A 16,879-nucleotide genomic window follows, 5' to 3' on the forward strand; every position below is an offset into this window, starting at 1 on the left:
TATCATTTTAAGTCTAAGCAATGAAAAAAGTACTATTCTCCATCCTCGTGCTGTTTTGCGCCGTGGCCGTGGATGCGGGAGCACAGAAAAAGGCGCTTTACGGCATCGGTTTCTATAATGTGGAGAACCTTTTCGACACCCAGCACGATGCCGGCAAGAACGATTATGAGTTTCTGCCCGAAGGCTCATATAAGTGGAACGAAAAGAAATATGCAGCCAAACTCCACAACATGGCACAGGTGTTGAGCGAGCTCTGCACCGAAGTCGGTAAGACGAAAAATCCTGTCGGAGCGGCTGTCATCGGCATGACGGAAGTGGAAAACCGCCGTGTGCTCGAAGACCTCCTGCAACAACCCGCACTGCAAGGACGCGGCTACGAAATCGTCCACATCGAAGGGCCTGATCGCCGCGGAGTGGATCCTGCATTTTTCTACAATCCCAAGGCTTTCAAACTCCAACGCGCGATGCTCGTCCCCTATGTTTATCGCACGCCCGATCAACCCGATGTCGATCTTGGGTTTTATGTGGACGAACAAGGGGTGGTGCAACCGCATCCTCATGAAAATGGAAAGCTCCTTGGCGACACCACTTACATCACGCGCGGTTTTCTGGTCGTTTCAGGACTGTTGGGCGGAGAGAAATTTCATTTCATCGTGAACCACTGGCCTTCGCGCGGTGCCCAAAGTCCAGCCCGCGAACGTGCCGGCTATCAGGTGCGACATCTCAAAGACGCCCTCTTCAAGCAAGATCCCGATGCCAAAATCATTGTGATGGGCGACCTCAACGACGACCCTGCCGACCTTTCCGTTTCCTCGCCCGAAGCACTCGGAGCGAAGCACGAAAAGAAAAAACTCACTTCGACAGATCTGTTCAACCCTTGGTGGGACGTGCTTTACCGACAAGGAGTGGGAACACTCTTCTACAACGGAAAGTGGAACCTCTTCGACCAGATCATCTTGTCGGGCAATATGTTTACCGGAGATAAACGCCATTTGCAGTATTACACCCATGCCGTATTTACGCGCGACTATCTCTACCAAACCGAGGGACGCTATAAGGGCAGTCCGAAACGCACCACCGCCGGAGGAACATGGCTCAATGGTTACTCCGACCACCTGCCCACTCAGGTGTTTCTCATCAAACACATAGAATAAACGCTCTAACATCATTCGCACACTTTCAAGGCGTGCGTCAAGAGAGCGGACAAAAATAATAAATCCTTGTAGCCTATGCCGCGTCGATACGATTATTTTTGTCCGCTTTCCTTTTTTTCTCACTTTCCAAACATATAACACCCGTGGCACAAAAAACAGGAATACCCAAAGGCACCCGCGATTTCGGAACAGTCGAAATGGCACGCCGCAATTATATCTTCGACACCATTAGAAGCGTCTATCGTCTCTACGGCTTCTCGCAAATCGAAACGCCGGCAATGGAAAACCTTTCCACCCTCATGGGAAAATACGGGGAAGAGGGCGATAAGCTACTTTTCAAAATCCTCAACAGCGGCGATTTCAAACGTTCGGTTTCTGCCGTTCAATACGAAGAAACCGCTCCGGCCGCCCTTGCCGCCCGCTTCTGTGAAAAAGGACTGCGCTACGACCTCACCGTCCCCTTTGCCCGCTATGTCGTGCAGCATCGCGACGAGCTGCAAATGCCTTTCAAACGCTACCAAATACAGCCCGTGTGGCGTGCCGATCGTCCGCAGAAAGGCCGCTATCGCGAGTTCTATCAATGCGATGCCGATGTCGTCGGTTCCGACTCTTTGCTCAACGAAGTCGAATTGATGCAGATCATCGACGAGGTGTTCACACGCTTCGGTATTCGTGTCTGCATCAAAATCAACAATCGCAAGGTGCTCAGCGGAATGGCCGAACTCATCGGTGCCGCCGACAAAATCGTGGACATCACCGTTGCCATCGACAAGCTCGACAAAATCGGTATTGATAAGGTCAATGAAGAATTGGCTTCGGTGGGACTTTCCGAAGTGCAAATCCGAATGCTTCAGCCCATCATCGCCCTATCGGGCACGAATGCCGAGAAAATGGCGGTTTTGCGCAACGTGCTGACCGACAGTGAAGTCGGGCGTAAGGGATGCGACGAAATTGAGTTTGTGCTTGACAAACTTGGAGATACGCTCCGCAATCCCATCGAATTTGACCTCACGCTTGCCCGCGGACTCAACTACTACACCGGTTGTATCTTTGAAGTCAAGGCACTCGACGTTGAGATCGGCTCCATCACCGGCGGCGGTCGTTACGACAATCTCACCGGCATTTTCGGTCTTCCCGGTTTGTCGGGAGTCGGCATCTCCTTTGGTGCCGATCGCATTTATGATGTGCTCAATCAACTTGATCTCTATCCGGCCGCCACTTGTGCCGGTGTCGATTTGCTCTTCATCAATTTCGGAGTTTCCGAATCCGCCCATTGCCTCTCGTTGGCTCGCGAAACCCGTGCAGCCGGTATTGCCACCGAGGTCTATCCCGATGCTGTCAAAATGAAGAAGCAGATGAACTATGCCAATGCGCGAAACATTCCGTTTGTGGCCTTGGTGGGCGAGAGCGAGATGCAGGAAGGTCGAATTTCGTTGAAAAACATGATCACCGGCGAACAGCGCAATCTCACGCTCGAAGAAGTGATAAACTGTATAATTCATACCTCGGCAATTTGATTTCTTCAACACGTCTTGCCAATGCCTTTCGATAAAACTCATTCCCAAATAGTGACATCTTGGCTCAAAATCCCCTTCGTTCTTATTTTGAAGGCAGGTGAAAGGAAGAAAGAGTAAAAATCATGTATGGATACGACAATATACTCTCCTTTTGAGGAGAGTATATGATTTTATGCGTATAACTTTTGTTATGCGGCTATCGTGCTTAAAAGTTTTGTGATCTCCACCCGATACCTGTGGTGGGGCGAAAAACTGCCCCTTATTGCACACTTTTGCTCTGCTATCAGAACTGCGCTCAGCATGATTTCTCGATAAAAGAGTCCATTGTAAAAGAGGCAACTTCACTGCCCGCAAATGTTTTATGCTTCAAATCATAGAGCATGACATAAGTTGCGGCATACGGAAACAATCGGAATTGATTGGCCTTAAATTTTCCACACGACACCCTGTTTCCGTGTAAGTATTTCAAACCCTTTATCTACAACCTCATAATGGTTTCGAGTTTGTTGTTGCGATGGGAAGTTACAATAAACCGTACATTCTCTCCCCATTCGAGACTGCTGCAAAACTACACAATCACCAAACATGAAGTTTGATTATCATTTTGTTATACATGTGAAATTTGGTGTTTTGAAGGGCTTTGCAGCGGTCTCACCTTTGAGAAGCAACAAGTGTCATCTGAGCTGTTTCCGCAATTGGGAGCAGGCAGATCATGCCTTTCTCTAAAAATCAACGTAGTTTTGCTGCACCACCGGGCTTTTCCAGTGGCGAAATTCCACGCCGTAATGCCATTCGCGCTCGAAACGAAATTCCGACGGCATTTCGGGAGCCGCCACGCCATTTCCCAAAATCACTTTCGACTGCTCCTCCCACGCTTCGTCCCACAAGTCGCGCTCGATGAACGACTGCAAGGTGGCGAGTCCGCCCTCCACAAAAAGCGATTGGATTTTTTCGCGACGGAGCGATTCAAGCAATTCGTCGATGTCGGCATAGGCTTGAAAACCGGCATCGAGCGCACGCTCGTCCACACTGCCCAACACGCACTTCAAGGGAGAACGTCCCGCCCAATGGCGCACATTGAGCGAGGGGAGGTCGAGCTGAAAGGTGCGACGGCCGACAAGAATGGCCTGATGCGCCGCACGAAAATGGTGTACGCGCATCATGGTGCAGCGAGTAGACAGCCGTGCCGGCGTACCAATGGGAAGATCTTGTTCGTCGAGCTTGCGCCTGCGGTCGATGAAACCGTCGGCACTGACAGCCCATTTAAGCGTGATAAACGGACGGCGCAGCGTATTGACACAGAAAAAATGGCGATTCAGATAAATGCACTCCTCGCGCAACACTCCCACAACGACTTCCACTCCGGCTTCGCGCATGCGGCTGATGCCGCGACCGCCCACTTTGCTGAAAGGATCCACACACCCTACGACACAACGACGCACGCCGCTGCGAATGATCAGTTCGCAACAAGGGGGAGTGCGTCCGTGATGAGAGCAGGGTTCGAGGCTGACATAGATCGTGGCCTCCGGCAGCAAATGCCGATCCGAGAGTTTGACACTGCGAAAGGCATTCACCTCGGCATGCGCTTCTCCGGCGCGCACATGATAACCCTCACCCAATATGCGCGAAACGCCGTCGGCCGTATGAACGATGACGGCACCGACCATAGGGTTGGGAGCAGTGGTGAGTTCGCCGTTGCGAGCAAGTTCAAGACAGCGACGCATCCAAATTTCATGATTAGGCATGACAATGTGTTTTGTGTGAGAAAAGAGGGGAGGAGAAAGAGGGTGGGGCAACGAAGAGAGGAGGGCACAACTCCTGCTTTCGGCAGCGGCCGTGGGCGCGCCTCTCATGCCGGCTCATCGCTTTTTGATGAAGAGCAAAAACTCTTGTTTCTGCGGCTGCGTTTGTCGGGATACTTTGAGCGTAAAGGGTGTTCCGGCTTCAAATTGGGTGATCGAAAATTCTATTTTTTCGTCGTTGGCCGTTCCGTCGGCCATGATTTCTCCCCGCTTTCTTACTTCCCAGTGTTGGAAAATGGGCGGTGCTCCCGTTTGCGAAACGGCCGTGATTTGATAGTTTCCGTTGCCGCGTATCTTTCCCGTGAGGTCGAAACTTTCGGTCACCGGCTCGACCTTGTCGGCAAGCGTGCGATGCTTGCCCACATATTCGCCCAAGGCGGCGTAGGCCGAATAATCGGGGTAGATGTAAATGGGCAGCGACACGCGTCGTCCGCTCAGCGTGGCGGCATGAAACAGTTCTTCGTCTTCCACCGTCACTTGTCCGTCGTAGCGCGCCGAATGCCGTGTGGGGTGCGTGCCGTCGGTCGTATAGACAATGACCCCTTCCTCCATGGCGGAAGCAAGTTCGAAAGACGTGGTTTTGTCGGCATTGGTCGTCTTGTTCACGATGCGCGGTTCGGGCACGCGGTAGTGTACGTCGAGCGCATCAAGACGACGATAATTGTAAGCATTGCTTTTCGAAAAACGTTCCCACGAACGCCGCCCTTCATTGATCCAGCAGATTTCGCTCAATGCCACTAAGCGTGGGAAAAGAAGATATTCGGCATATCGCTCACTTCTGTTCTCGTCGAGCACATCGATCTCCTGCAATTTCCGTCCGTGTATGAATTGGTCGCTCCAATAGCAGGCCTGCGCTCCGAGCACGGTGGCTGCTTCGCTGTAATCGTTGAGCGGCATTGAATACACCTTTTCGAGCGAAATCGGCGGCATCCATGTCGCGGCCTGCACCTCGCCCGGTGTTTTCTGTTCCGGAAAATCGAAATACAGATGTGTCGCCGGCGTCAAAACGGCTTTATGGCCGGTTTTGACGGCCTGTATCGTGTCGTTCACCTGATGCCAAAAGAGGGCAATGACCGGTTCGGCCACCTCGCCCCTCATGATGACTTCCTCCCAGCCCATGCAGGTGCGTTGTTTTTCTTTCATCATGCGGGCAACGCGGTTGGTCAGCCACCCTTGCAGTCCGTCGGGCTTTTCGATCCCTTCGCGTTTCATCACCGCTTGGCAGTGCGGGCAAGCCGCCCAACGATCGTAAACGGCTTCGTCGCCACCGATGTGAATGATGGGTGAGGGAAACAGTTCCACAACTTCATTCAGCACATCGCGCAAAAAATCAAACGAACTTTCTTTGCCGACACAGAGCAGGTCGCGACTGATGAAATGCTGCACCGGAACCTCGTGGCGTTCTCCCGTACACGACAGCCAAGGATAAGCCGCTATGGCCGACAAGATATGCGCCGGAAATTCTATTTCGGGAATAATCTCCACGCCGCGCACTCCGGCATAAGCAATGAGCTCTCTCATCTCCTCTTGCGTGTAAAATCCGCCGAGGCGATGCTCTTTTGCTCCTGCCCACGCCCCGACTTGCGTCAGCAGCGGATACTTCTTGATTTCGAGCCTCCACCCCGAATCGTCGATCAGGTGCATTTGCAGTTTGTTCAACTTATAGTGCGCCATGAGGTCAATGACGCGCTTCACGAAGTCCGTGTCATAAAAATAGCGCGCCACGTCGATCATCAATCCGCGCCACGGACGATTGGGCGCATCGGCAATGTCTACGGCCGGCACCGTCCAGCGTGTCTGCGGCTGCAAACGGCTGTCATAGATGTTGGGCGGCAAAAGTTGCAGCAACGTCTGTATGCCGTAAAAAGCTCCTGCGGCATCGGCTCCGACTACCGTCACCCTTCGTGCATTCACATCGAGGCGATAGCTCTCGCTTTTCCCGATTTTGGGGTCGATCCGCATCACAATCCCTTTCTCGCCGCCGACTTTGAGGGGCAGCGTATATCCTGTGGAACGACGAACCAAATCGCGCAGATAAATTGCCTGCGGTTCCAGCGATGCGTCAAAAGAAATCGGTGTCTTGGGCGACAACACAAATTCCGTTTCTTGTTTCACCACCACCTTTTGAGGCATGGGCAAGAGGGCAAGTTCCCGTGCCGAAACGCCCAAGGCAAAAAGGAACAAGAGAGAAAGAAGTGTCTTTTTCATAAAAAGATATTTATTTGACGACAAAGATACATCATTATTTTTGATCATGCAAAGCACCCTCTTCTTCCTTGCCCGCAGAAAAGTCCGGCATGCTTTTCGTCACTGCATCACACCTAAATCTTACAAGGGCTTTCCGCCGTCATTTGAAACAAGGATTTGTAGGCCGGGAGGGTGGGAAAGGGATTTGCCCTACCAAATAAAAATAGAAATGTCGCTCAATGTCGGGAGTCTTCAATACACAGAAACGAGAACGGACGGGAGCTTTCGGAATTTAGCTCAGAGGTGGGAATTTCTACCTCCAAGGTAAGAATTTCTTCCTCCTATCTGCGCACGGAAATGCTGCAATCTCGCGCGCACGCGCGTATCCCTATACCTTATATTTTGCTTTCACTGCCTTCGCAAATCAACACAAATGCCTGATTGTTAGTTTGTTTCGTGCGAAGGCAAGTGAAGGCAAAATGAAAAGTTGCTTTTCAAGTCGTTGAAGACCAATATGTTGGGAGGGATTTTTGCTTTCACAACCTTGAAAACGGCGTTTTTTGCACTGCGGCAGTGAAAGGAGGTGAAAGCAAAACGGTGATTTTGCCTTCACCGAGAGTTTTTGATTTACAGGCCGTTACAAATTCTTCCGAAAGTTTGCCTTCACTTGCCTTCGCATGAAACTCGCTAATGCTCAATGAGATAAGTGTTTTGGTGAAGGCAAAACGGCAAAAAACAAAATTATGAGGTGGAAACCGGCGAAAAAGGGCGGTTTCATCGAAGACGCGACGGCGAAAGGCTCATCGCCCTTTCTGTCTTTGGAGTTTTTTGTGAAACTGTTGCTGTTTCGCTTTTGTCATTTCCCCCTTTCTTCGTATCTTTACCCTGTGGAAAACTCTTCCAAAGTGCTTTCTGTGCTTTTCCTCTCATTTATCCGTATGAATAAACAAAAGTCGTCCTTTTAATGATTTTCTTATCTCGGAGTTTGGGAGAGTCCGAATAAATTCTATACCTTTGCAAAAATAACATTACTCGTAACTTTTAATCAATAAAAAATGAAGAAAACTTTACTTACTCTTTTCGTGGCTGCAATGGCCACTGTCGGTGTCAATGCACAGAATTTAGTGAAAAATGGCGACTTTGAAGCATGGGAGAACGATCTGCCCACCGAATGGGCACCCAAGGACAAAACTGATGCACCAACTGCCACTAACATTGTTGCCAAAGTGGTGGAAGCCGGACGCTCCGGAAAAGCCGTTGAAATTTCTGACTCGAAGTACAAAGACAACTACCAAAACACTCGCCTGTCCCAAAAGGTGGAATTGGAAGCCGGTGAATATGTCATCACTTTTTATGCCAAAGGAGCAGTTGAAGGAAAAAAGGCCGTTGCAGGTTATGCTACGGAATTGAAAGCTTCCGGTTATAAATATGGTAAAAAAATAGATTTGTCTACTACGGAATGGACAAAAATAACCATGGAGTTCAAATTGACCGAGAAAAAAGAAATTTGGGTGCTCGCACGCAATGATAAAAGCAGTGGAGGCTCTATTTTTGTAGATGATTTTACCCTTTCGAAGAAAGCACCTACCGCCATCGAAAAGGCTGAAACCCGTAAGGGTGTCGATGTGATCTTCGACCTCTCCGGTCGTCGTGTTCAAAAAGCCGAAAACGGCATCTTCATCATCAACGGCGTGAAGCGTGTGGTGAAGTAAACACCCTTTGTCCGATATGGATACACAAATTCCCCGCAAAGTCCTCATGACTTTGCGGGGAATTTCATATCTTTGCCCAAGTGTATAACCTTTTTGATAGAAATATGAAAAACAAAAGCATTTTTCTTACGTTGCTTTTGGGCGTTTCGACATTGCTCCCCGCTTTGGCGCAATCGTCGGCCGATTTCAATGTCGTGCCACGTCCGCAGCACATCCGTCCATTTTCCGGCAAAGGAAAGTTCGTGCTCAACGCCAAAACCGTTATTGTGAGCGGCCACAGCGAGTCTGCCCGACGCAATGCCCGTTTTCTCCGTCAGTATCTGTCGGAGCGCATCGGCCATGAGTTGCGCATCGTCGGCAAAACACCTTCCGCCAATGCCATTATTCTGACCGATGATTTGCGTCACGACAATCCCGAAGCCTATCGCATCGTTGTCGATGCCGATTTCGTGCAAATCAGCGGTGCGACATCCGCCGGTACGTTCTACGGCATTCAGACCCTGCGCAAATCGTTGCCCTCCCGTCGAACCAATGCTACCTCTTCTGCCGCTCATGTCGATATTGCGGCCGTTGAAATCGACGATGCTCCGCGCTTTGCCTATCGGGGGCTGCATTTGGATGTTTCGCGCCATTTCATGCCGGCCGACAGCATCCGCCGCTTCATCGACATGCTCGCCCTGCACAACGTCAATCGTTTTCACTGGCACCTGACCGACGACCAGGGTTGGCGCATCGAAATCAAACAATATCCTCGTCTTACCAAAGTGGGGAGTCAGCGTGCCGAAACGGTCATCGGTCGCAATACCGACCAATTCGACGGCGTGCCCCATGGAGGTTTCTACACGCGAAGAGAATGTGAAGACATCGTGAAGTATGCCGCGGAGCGCAACATCACCATCGTTCCCGAAATCGATTTGCCCGGCCACATGCTCGGTGCGTTGGCCGCCTATCCCGAACTCGGTTGCACGGGCGGCCCCTATAAAGTGTGGGGACGTTGGGGCGTTAGCGACGACGTGTTGTGTGCCGGCAATCCGAAAACCTACGAATTCATCGCCAGAGTGCTCAACGAGATCGTGAGCATCTTCCCCTCCGAATACATTCACATCGGTGGCGACGAATGTCCCAAAACGCGCTGGAAAACCTGTGAGAAATGTCAGGCCATGATTGAGAAAAACGGGCTTCATGCTGCCGACGGACACACCGCCGAGGAGCGTTTGCAAAGCCACGTCATCGGGCATGCCGCCGCCGTCCTGGCGAGTCATGGCCGCAAAATGATCGGTTGGGACGAAATTCTCGAAGGCGGTTTGCCGGCGGGAGCCACCGTGATGTCATGGCGCGGCGAAGAGGGTGGGTTGAAAGCTGCCCGACTCGGTCACGATGCCATTATGACCCCCAACACCTACCTCTATTTCGACTACTATCAGTCTAAAAACTCCAACCGCGATCCGCTTGCTTTCGGAGGATACGTCCCCCTCGAACGTGTCTACGGCTACGAACCCATTTCGGCTTCCACACCCAAGGAGATCGCAACTCACATTATCGGCGTGCAGGCCAATCTCTGGACGGAATATATGAAAACCTATCGACAGGTCGAATACATGGCACTGCCTCGTTTGGCGGCTTTGTCCGAAGTGCAATGGCGGCAGCCCGAAACGAAAGACTACGACGCCTTTCTTCATCGCTTGCTCAAACTCTTCGAGCTTTATCGGGAGAAAGACTACAATTTCGCCAAAAACGCCTATGATGTCAAGGCCTCTTACCAACATGATGCGCAACGCGGCATCGTGGCCGTTCTTTCAACCATAGACAACGCTGAGATACGCTACACCCTCAATGGCGAGCAGCCCACCCTGAGCAGTCCGCGCTATGTAGAACCGATTGTCATCGCTTCCGACACACGGCTGCGTTTCGCTCCTTTCCGTCAAGAATGGGATGAGGCTTCGGGAGATGTCACCGAAACCGCCGGGCGCGGATATGTCGATGGCGAAGACTTCAATTTCTCGCTCTCAACGGCCAAGCCCATTCGCCTGCTGCAAGGCACCAACAAACAATATGCGTTTGGCGGTGCGTCCGCCTTGTCGGACGGATTGCAAGCCTCCAACACCAACTTCCAAAGCGGGCTTTGGATCGGCTTCAACAACGAAGACATGGAGGCCGTCATCGATTTGGGCACGCCTACGTCCGTGAGCAGCGTTTCGTTCAACACCTGCGTAGACAAAGGCTGTTGGATTTACGATGCCCGGCGTGTCGTGATTGCCGTTTCCGACGATGGCGAAACATTCACGTCTGTCGTGACGAAAGAATACCCGGCCTTGAAAGAGAGCGACCCAAATGGCGTGACGCCTCACACCTACTTGTTGCCACAGGGAACGCAGGCGCGCTACCTCAAAGTGTTGGCCGAACCCGAGAAGTTCATTCCCGATTGGCACGAGGGAGCCAAAGGAAAGCGTGGATTCCTCTTTGTCGATGAAATCGTCGTGAAATGACGGTTTCAACGATAGATGTGAAACGGGATTTCCTCGCAGTTTATTAGAATACATGCAACGTGAGCTTGACATAAGAGCTTGATCTTACCCCCTCCCCCTTATTTTACCCGGTGTCTGTGTGTTGATAAGAGAGGAGAAGATTTGAGCCACTTTCTTATGCAAGGCTCACGTTGCAACCATATGACAACAACGCCTCGCAGCTCTTTCGCCGATTTTGAAATTTGTATCTTCCGCAAATGGAGAATCGCACAAAATTGTGAAAAGTAGGGAAATCCGCTTGAAAAGAATAGGTCGGAAGAAACATCAAAAGGAAAGTTATGTCAAAATCAACAGTAAAGAAACTCCTTCAATCCATGCCGAAAGAGGAGATTATCGCCATGGTGCTTGAAATGTATTCCGCTCGCAAGGAAGCCAAGGAGTATTTGGAATTTTACGCAATGCCTGACGAGCAAGGAAAACTCGAAGAATACAAGAATATTATTCGTGAAGAGTTTTATCCCCAAAGACGGCGAGAGCCTCAGACACGCTTCTCCGTTTGCAGAAAAGCTGTGGCTGACTTCAAAAAACTAAAACCGTCGGCAGATGCGATTGCCGAACTGATGGTGTCGTATATGGAATGGGCTACCAAGTTCACATACGATTATGGCGATATGTGGGAGCAATATTACAATTCGGTTGAAATCAACTTCGACCAAACGATCAATTTTATTATCACCAACGACTTATGGGCGAAATACGAAACAAGGCTCGTGAAATGTGTGAAATGGGCTTCGAATAGCGGCTATGGCTTTGCGGATTACATAGCCGAAATATATGAGATCGGCAAGGCGAAAGCTCAATCGCTTGCACCGAAAGATCCTACAATAACGTAAGTTCGGACATCAGCGCAGCCAAGAAGCAAACCGAACGTGAATTGCTTGCTTGTTTCGGGCAGTATCGGTCAAAACACGAAACACCGGAAAGTGGCGTGAGCCGCTTCCCGGTGTGTTTCGTCATGTCCCGTCGGACTTGTGTGTTTGAGAGAGAACTGAAACCAAAAGTTCAGAGAGGGGGTGTTTTAATATGAAGCAAAGTTGTTATACTTTCTTTTGGGAAATGATAGAGCTTTCGCCCGTTTGCCGAAGCGATTTTGTCGCTTTTGTTGTCGGTCTTTTATTGTTTGTCTTTTTATTGTCCGTCTTTGGTGGTCAGTGTGTCTTGTGTGACGGCCATTTTCATGTGTTCCCGTGCTTGCCGATAGGGAGCTTCGGGATGTATGAGTGACGATTCGGAAGGTTTGTTTTGGTGGGCTTCCGTTCCGAATACGATGGAGGTTTGGGTGGTCTGTACGGCGGTTTGTCGTGCCGATCCGATCACGAGCACCACAACGGCCACTGCGGCCACCGATCGCCACAAGGGGCGCAGACGTTCGTTCCAAGTCATCTTTATGGCTTTCACGTGGATGGCGGGCATATGGCCCTCGGCTTCGAGGCGTGCCCGAAGGCGACGATCGAATTCCTCGTCGAGCGGGGTTGCCGTTTTCGCTTCCGACTGATAGGCGAAGAGCGGCGCATATTGCTCCAAATGTCGGGGCAGGCTGCTTTGGCGGAAGAAAGAACGGAGAATGTCTTCTTCCGCATTCGAAGTCTCGGCTTCGAAGTAGCGTGCGATGAGTTGTTCGATATATTTGTAGTCCATAAAGTTCGTCATTTGCGGTGTGTCGTGTCTGCCTTGTGCGGTGTTTTGCAGGAGAATGCGACGCTTCGGCGAAGTTGTTTTCGTTCGTGCCGATGAAGGTTTTCAGATGAGGCTGTGTTTGGTTTTCTGCATCGCCTCCACTTTTTGTTTTAGTGTCTGCCTTGCGCGGTGAATGGTCACTTTCACGTCGGCTTCGCTGATGCTCATCATTTCCGCCACATCTCGATAGCTAAATCCTTCGATGTCGCGCAGTTGCAGCGCAGTACGCTGTTTTTCGGGAAGCCGGTCGAAGAGTTCTTTTATCCATTGCAGACGCTCGTCTTGCTCCATTTTTTCATCTGCTCCGAGGGCATTGTCGGCTTGTTCTGTGAGGGAATGATCGAGCGATAGGTGTTGTGCTTCTTTTTTTTCGGCTCTGTCTATGGCCAAATTTCGGCAAACGGTGATGCAGTAGGCTTCGAGATTGTCGATTTCGGTCAGTTTTCGACGTTGTTCCCACGTTCTGACCAATGTGTCTTCCACCACGTCTTCGGCCTCCGGTCTGTCGAGGGTGATGCGCAATGCCACTCTGAAAAGTTTGTTTTTGAGCGGCAGCAGGTCGTGTTGGAAATCAATTTCTTTCATGCCTCTGTAAATTAAGACGGATGAGAAGCGAAAAAGTTACGGGAAAAAGAAAGTTTTTTTCAAAAGAACGATTTTTTGTCGTCAGGGGCGGCGGCAGACAATAAGAATTTTTCGCCCGTCGGCCTGTGTGGCGGCAAAGAGAAACGTGTCGCCCCCTTCGCCAAGTTTGAGCTTTTTGCGCAATTCGGCTACCGTCGCGGGAAAGTTGCGCACGGTCAGGTTGGCCTTGCCGAGGGCGGTGATTTCTCGCAAGTCTTTTTTTGAAAATCCCATGACGCGGTCGATGCGGAACACTCGTCCGGGGAAGTCGGCGTGCCGTTCCGAACTGCAATAAAGATGAGTATTGGGGTGGAGTTTTTGCAGAGCGTGGCGTTGCGCGACAGTCTTGTAGGCACCGGCTTTCATCACCGCCGGATTCGGTTCATAAAGATAGCCTGCTATTGTGTCGGCCATGGGGCTGAGAGCTTCGGCCTCTTCGCGGCGTGTGAAAGCAAACGATTGTGTGTCGTTGGCGCAAAAATATTTGGTTTCACTCACCGGTTCGGCCGTGCAAACGAGCAGCAGGTCTTTGCATTCTCCGCCCGAAGCAAAGATGTGAGCTTCGGCCACACAGCCCAAGGTGTCGACGGTGTGGTGCAAATCGAGCATGGTCGAGAGTTTGAGCATCAAAACACGACATTTTTCAAACAGCAACGGCAGCAACGGCGTCACATGAGGTTCGCAATCTTCGAGCCTCACCGTTTTTCGTCCGAATTCATCGCGGCGTGCCGGATCGATGAAGAGGAGGTCGGCGGGGTCGAGCGTGTGAAGCAGGGCGATGCCGTCGGCTTGGGTGACGGTGGCATTGGAAAGATGCAGGAGGGGGAAGTTGTGGCGTGCGGCGGTCACCAGTTCGGGGCGTTGCTCAACGTAGGCGGCACGTTGAAACAGCGGTGACAAAAAGGAGAAATCCACCCCCATGCCACCTGTCAGGTCGGTCATAGAATTGATGCCGAGCCGTCCTTCGGCTTGCAGTCGTCTGACGACTTCGGCTTTGTAGCGTGCGGCTGCTTCTCCGCTGCATTGTTCGAGCGCAAGTCGGGGCGGATAGATCAGTTGGTCGCATTGTGCCCAAGAGGGGACTTTGTCGTGCAACTTTTGCCACCCCTCGATTTGTCGGAGGGCAAAAGCGGCGTCGAGGTCATGTCGTTTGGAGAGTTCCAAAGCCACTTCTTTGACATTCCGATGTCTGTTTTTGTCGATGAAATCGGCAGTTTTTTGTGTTTTGTCCATGCTATCTTATCGGGCGGTAACGCGCTTTGGCCTCTGCCCGCGTTTTGAAATTGAAGTGCCACCATTCGGTGGGTAAAACTTTGAAACCTCCCGATTTCATCGCTTCTCTCAGAATGTGCCGATTGCGGATATGTCGGTCGGTCAGGAGTTTTTTTCGGTATAGCCGGGTTTCGTCTTTGACGTGTGCCAGTCGTCCGAGGTGGTCTACGGGTGTGCCCATGGCGATCCCGGCGGTGTCGCCTGCGGCATGGATCTTTCTGCCTTTTCGGTCGAACACATCGCGTGCCCAACAAAGTGCCACATCTACGGCAAGTCCGTAGTTGTGCAGTCCTCCGCCGTTTTTCGGATTGCTCACATAGATCGACTTTGAAGTGCCGGCCACGGCGTTCCACATGGTTTGCTGCACCGACATGGGGCGCGTGGCGTCGAAAATGATAAGGCTGTATTGCGGATGAGCGCGTTTGAGTGCCTGTTGCGCCTTTTTGAGTGCTTGTGCCGCTTCGGGAAGCAAATAGGCCTTTCGGAGGTCGCGATAGAGGGTTTTTCCCACGAAATTATCGGGGCGGGCATACATCAGGCTCACAAAAACATCGGGCGCCACATCCTGCACATCGACCAGCCCTTGGCACTCCATGGCAAGTTCGGTGGAGGTTGTCTGTTGTCCCGAAAGAGAGCCGATCGGGAAAAGTAAGAGAAAGAGTAGTATGTAGCGTTGCATAAATCGCATTTTGCCACAAAAATACGATTTTTCACCAGAATGGAAAAGAAGCCCGAATGAATTGACTATATTTGTATCCAAAAGCAAGGCGTATGTTTCGTTTTATGTGCAGGAGTTGCCTGCGAGTCGCTTTGGCCGCAATGGCAACCCTTGGGGCGGAAGCCCGTGCCCTCCATTTCGATGAGTGCGATGTCGAGCCGGAAAGGTTCGGCGTCGCCGATTGGTTTCGCCGTCCCGTGGCGGAGGTCGGCATTTCGACGGGGCATGTGCTTGCGGTCGATGCCTATCAGCGTCAATGGTTGCAGGCAACACCGATGAGGAGTGTCCGCTTCGGGCTTCGCCACCGCACAAACTGCGATGAAACCGACGTTTTTGCAGCAGAATACGGCTATCCGGAATGGGGCTTGACGCTTTCCGTCGGCGACTACTCCGGCGTGAAGATGCAAAAACGCCCTTCGCCCGATTGGGGGCAGCTCGTTCCGGTCGATTATGTTTCCGACATGGGAACGCTCATTGCCCTCTACGGCTCGTTTTCGCGGCCGGTCTTGCGAAAGGGAGGCCGGCAGTTGGGGTATTCGTTGGAAAGCGGTTTGGCTTACAATACGCGCCCTTACGACCGAAACGGCAATATCGACAACGAACTGACGGGGTCGCATCTGCTTTTCTATTTCGGAGCGACGCTCTATGCCGCCTGTCGTCTTGACGAGAGGTTGAGCCTGCGGGCAGACCTTGCCTTTCGACATGTCAGCAATGGGGCACTCGACCGTCCCAACAAGGGAAGCAACGCCCTTGCCCCCGAACTGACCTTGCAGTATGATCTCGATGAAGCGCGGCGTTTGGCTTCTGTCGAAGGGCGATCGTTTCGGCCTTTTCGACCTTTTTGGTATGGCAAAGCCACATGGAGTGTGGGCGGAAGAACATTGCTCGAAGAATGGTTGCGCACGCAGTATGGCCTTTCGCCCGACGATCCGGACTATCGGAAGGCCGATTTTCGCCTTTACCCCACTTACAATTTGCAGCTCGACTGCATGCGTCGCTACCATCGTTGCCGAGCTTCGGGCATGGGGCTCGACCTTTTCTACATACCCTATGTGGAACGGCTGAAAACCCTCGCGGCCGTCGTCGATCCTGCCGCCCGTCATCACCCCTTTTCGGTGGGGTTGGCCTTGAAACACGAAGCGTTTTATGAACGTCTGTCGTTCTACATGAGTTTGGGATATTATCTTTTTCGCAGAACCGGCTATTTGCAGCCGATCGACGAAACGCCCTACTATGAACGTGTCGGACTGCGCTATCGTTTGTCGCGCTCAAAGGGTATGAGCCTCGGCGTCGGAGTGAAGGCACACAAAACCAAGGCTGATTTTGCCGAAATGTCGATCGGGTGGGAGTTTTGACGAGCGCGCGCGTGCCGCGACCCAAAGGAGGATGCAATGAAAAGATGTTGAAGCCGCGAAAATCGTCTGCCTCGATGAAACCGCCGTTTTTGGCTGCCATTTATACCCGAAATTTATGTTTTGCCGTTTTACCTTCGCTTTTTAGGCTACGACGTTGAAATTCAGTTGGTTTTGTGCGAAGGCAAGTGAAGGCAAACGCTTTTTGTGTTTTTCAAACGGCTGATAATCATAGTTGTTACGGTGAAAGCAAAATCGGCTGCTCCTTTCACCTGCTTCCGCTTCCCATGTGGGGAAAGCTTGCATTTTGAGCCGATGTGAAAGCAAAAAACGAATATA

At 51.4% G+C, this 16,879-nt stretch carries 13 protein-coding genes; 6 read left to right on the forward strand and 7 right to left on the reverse strand.

What is annotated here, in order from left to right; genetic code table 11:
* Positions 1-20: 20 nt before the first annotated feature.
* Together EII14_RS00845 and hisS are read left to right on the forward strand one after the other, a co-directional pair.
* On the forward strand, positions 21-1,154 hold the full coding sequence (locus tag EII14_RS00845) for an endonuclease/exonuclease/phosphatase family protein (protein WP_124930674.1): 1,134 nt from the start codon (positions 21-23) through the stop codon (positions 1,152-1,154).
* Between the two features lie 143 nt (positions 1,155-1,297).
* Positions 1,298-2,671, forward strand: a complete 1,374-nt coding sequence (hisS, locus tag EII14_RS00850; protein WP_124930675.1) for a histidine--tRNA ligase — start codon at positions 1,298-1,300, stop codon at positions 2,669-2,671.
* Positions 2,672-3,393: 722 nt separating this feature from the next.
* On the opposite strand, the gene ribD is transcribed toward hisS, so the two are convergent.
* Entirely contained in the window at positions 3,394-4,416 is a 1,023-nt protein-coding gene (gene ribD, locus EII14_RS00855; protein ID WP_124930676.1) for a bifunctional diaminohydroxyphosphoribosylaminopyrimidine deaminase/5-amino-6-(5-phosphoribosylamino)uracil reductase RibD, read from the reverse strand.
* A 114-nt stretch (positions 4,417-4,530) separates the two neighbouring features.
* Positions 4,531-6,681: a beta-N-acetylhexosaminidase gene (locus EII14_RS00860; RefSeq protein WP_158608289.1), complete on the reverse strand. Its 2,151-nt coding sequence runs from the start codon at positions 6,679-6,681 to the stop codon at positions 4,531-4,533.
* Between the two features lie 1,034 nt (positions 6,682-7,715).
* Between EII14_RS00860 and EII14_RS00865 the strand changes: the two genes are divergently transcribed.
* The 3 genes from EII14_RS00865 to EII14_RS00875 all read left to right on the forward strand — a co-directional run bounded on the left by EII14_RS00865 (position 7,716) and on the right by EII14_RS00875 (position 11,730).
* Positions 7,716-8,372, forward strand: a complete 657-nt coding sequence (locus EII14_RS00865; RefSeq protein WP_124930678.1) for a carbohydrate binding domain-containing protein — start codon at positions 7,716-7,718, stop codon at positions 8,370-8,372.
* Between the two features lie 104 nt (positions 8,373-8,476).
* A complete protein-coding gene (locus tag EII14_RS00870; protein WP_124930679.1) occupies positions 8,477-10,858 on the forward strand; it encodes a family 20 glycosylhydrolase in 2,382 nt (793 codons plus the stop codon).
* Positions 10,859-11,175: 317 nt separating this feature from the next.
* Positions 11,176-11,730 carry a DUF6155 family protein gene (locus tag EII14_RS00875; RefSeq protein ID WP_124930680.1) on the forward strand — a complete coding sequence of 185 codons (555 nt, stop codon included), beginning with the start codon at positions 11,176-11,178 and terminating at the stop codon, positions 11,728-11,730.
* A 295-nt stretch (positions 11,731-12,025) separates the two neighbouring features.
* On the opposite strand, the gene EII14_RS00880 is transcribed toward EII14_RS00875, so the two are convergent.
* The 4 genes from EII14_RS00880 to EII14_RS00895 form a co-directional block, all read right to left on the reverse strand.
* Positions 12,026-12,535, reverse strand: coding sequence for a pyruvate ferredoxin oxidoreductase (locus EII14_RS00880; protein WP_124930681.1), 510 nt, complete (start codon positions 12,533-12,535; stop codon positions 12,026-12,028).
* A 102-nt stretch (positions 12,536-12,637) separates the two neighbouring features.
* On the reverse strand, positions 12,638-13,159 hold the full coding sequence (locus EII14_RS00885) for an RNA polymerase sigma factor (RefSeq protein ID WP_124930682.1): 522 nt from the start codon (positions 13,157-13,159) through the stop codon (positions 12,638-12,640).
* A gap of 81 nt (positions 13,160-13,240) precedes the next feature.
* On the reverse strand, positions 13,241-14,431 hold the full coding sequence (locus EII14_RS00890; RefSeq protein WP_124930683.1) for an SAM-dependent methyltransferase: 1,191 nt from the start codon (positions 14,429-14,431) through the stop codon (positions 13,241-13,243).
* A 1-nt stretch (position 14,432) separates the two neighbouring features.
* Entirely contained in the window at positions 14,433-15,149 is a 717-nt protein-coding gene (locus EII14_RS00895) for a M15 family metallopeptidase (protein ID WP_124930684.1), read from the reverse strand.
* A gap of 140 nt (positions 15,150-15,289) precedes the next feature.
* Between EII14_RS00895 and EII14_RS00900 the strand changes: the two genes are divergently transcribed.
* Entirely contained in the window at positions 15,290-16,543 is a 1,254-nt protein-coding gene (locus EII14_RS00900; RefSeq protein WP_158608290.1) for an acyloxyacyl hydrolase, read from the forward strand.
* Between the two features lie 141 nt (positions 16,544-16,684).
* Here EII14_RS00900 and EII14_RS09430 read toward each other — a convergent pair.
* On the reverse strand, positions 16,685-16,879 hold a 195-nt coding region (locus tag EII14_RS09430), incomplete at its 5' end, for a hypothetical protein (RefSeq protein WP_233569315.1).

Source organism: Alloprevotella sp. OH1205_COT-284 (assembly GCF_003859795.1).
In the GTDB taxonomy this organism is placed as follows: Bacteria; Bacteroidota; Bacteroidia; order Bacteroidales; family Bacteroidaceae; genus Alloprevotella.

Coding starts and splice junctions, on each gene's coding strand:
- EII14_RS00875 (WP_124930680.1), top strand. CDS start 11,176: ATGTCAAAATCAACAGTAAAGAAACTCCTTCAATCCATGCCGAAAGAG.
- EII14_RS00880 (WP_124930681.1), bottom strand. CDS start 12,535: ATGGACTACAAATATATCGAACAACTCATCGCACGCTACTTCGAAGCC.
- EII14_RS00870 (WP_124930679.1), top strand. CDS start 8,477: ATGAAAAACAAAAGCATTTTTCTTACGTTGCTTTTGGGCGTTTCGACA.
- EII14_RS00895 (WP_124930684.1), bottom strand. CDS start 15,149: ATGCAACGCTACATACTACTCTTTCTCTTACTTTTCCCGATCGGCTCT.
- EII14_RS00900 (WP_158608290.1), top strand. CDS start 15,290: ATGGCAACCCTTGGGGCGGAAGCCCGTGCCCTCCATTTCGATGAGTGC.
- EII14_RS00860 (WP_158608289.1), bottom strand. CDS start 6,681: ATGAAAAAGACACTTCTTTCTCTCTTGTTCCTTTTTGCCTTGGGCGTT.
- EII14_RS00865 (WP_124930678.1), top strand. CDS start 7,716: ATGAAGAAAACTTTACTTACTCTTTTCGTGGCTGCAATGGCCACTGTC.
- EII14_RS00845 (WP_124930674.1), top strand. CDS start 21: ATGAAAAAAGTACTATTCTCCATCCTCGTGCTGTTTTGCGCCGTGGCC.
- EII14_RS00885 (WP_124930682.1), bottom strand. CDS start 13,159: ATGAAAGAAATTGATTTCCAACACGACCTGCTGCCGCTCAAAAACAAA.
- ribD (WP_124930676.1), bottom strand. CDS start 4,416: ATGCCTAATCATGAAATTTGGATGCGTCGCTGTCTTGAACTTGCTCGC.
- EII14_RS00890 (WP_124930683.1), bottom strand. CDS start 14,431: ATGGACAAAACACAAAAAACTGCCGATTTCATCGACAAAAACAGACAT.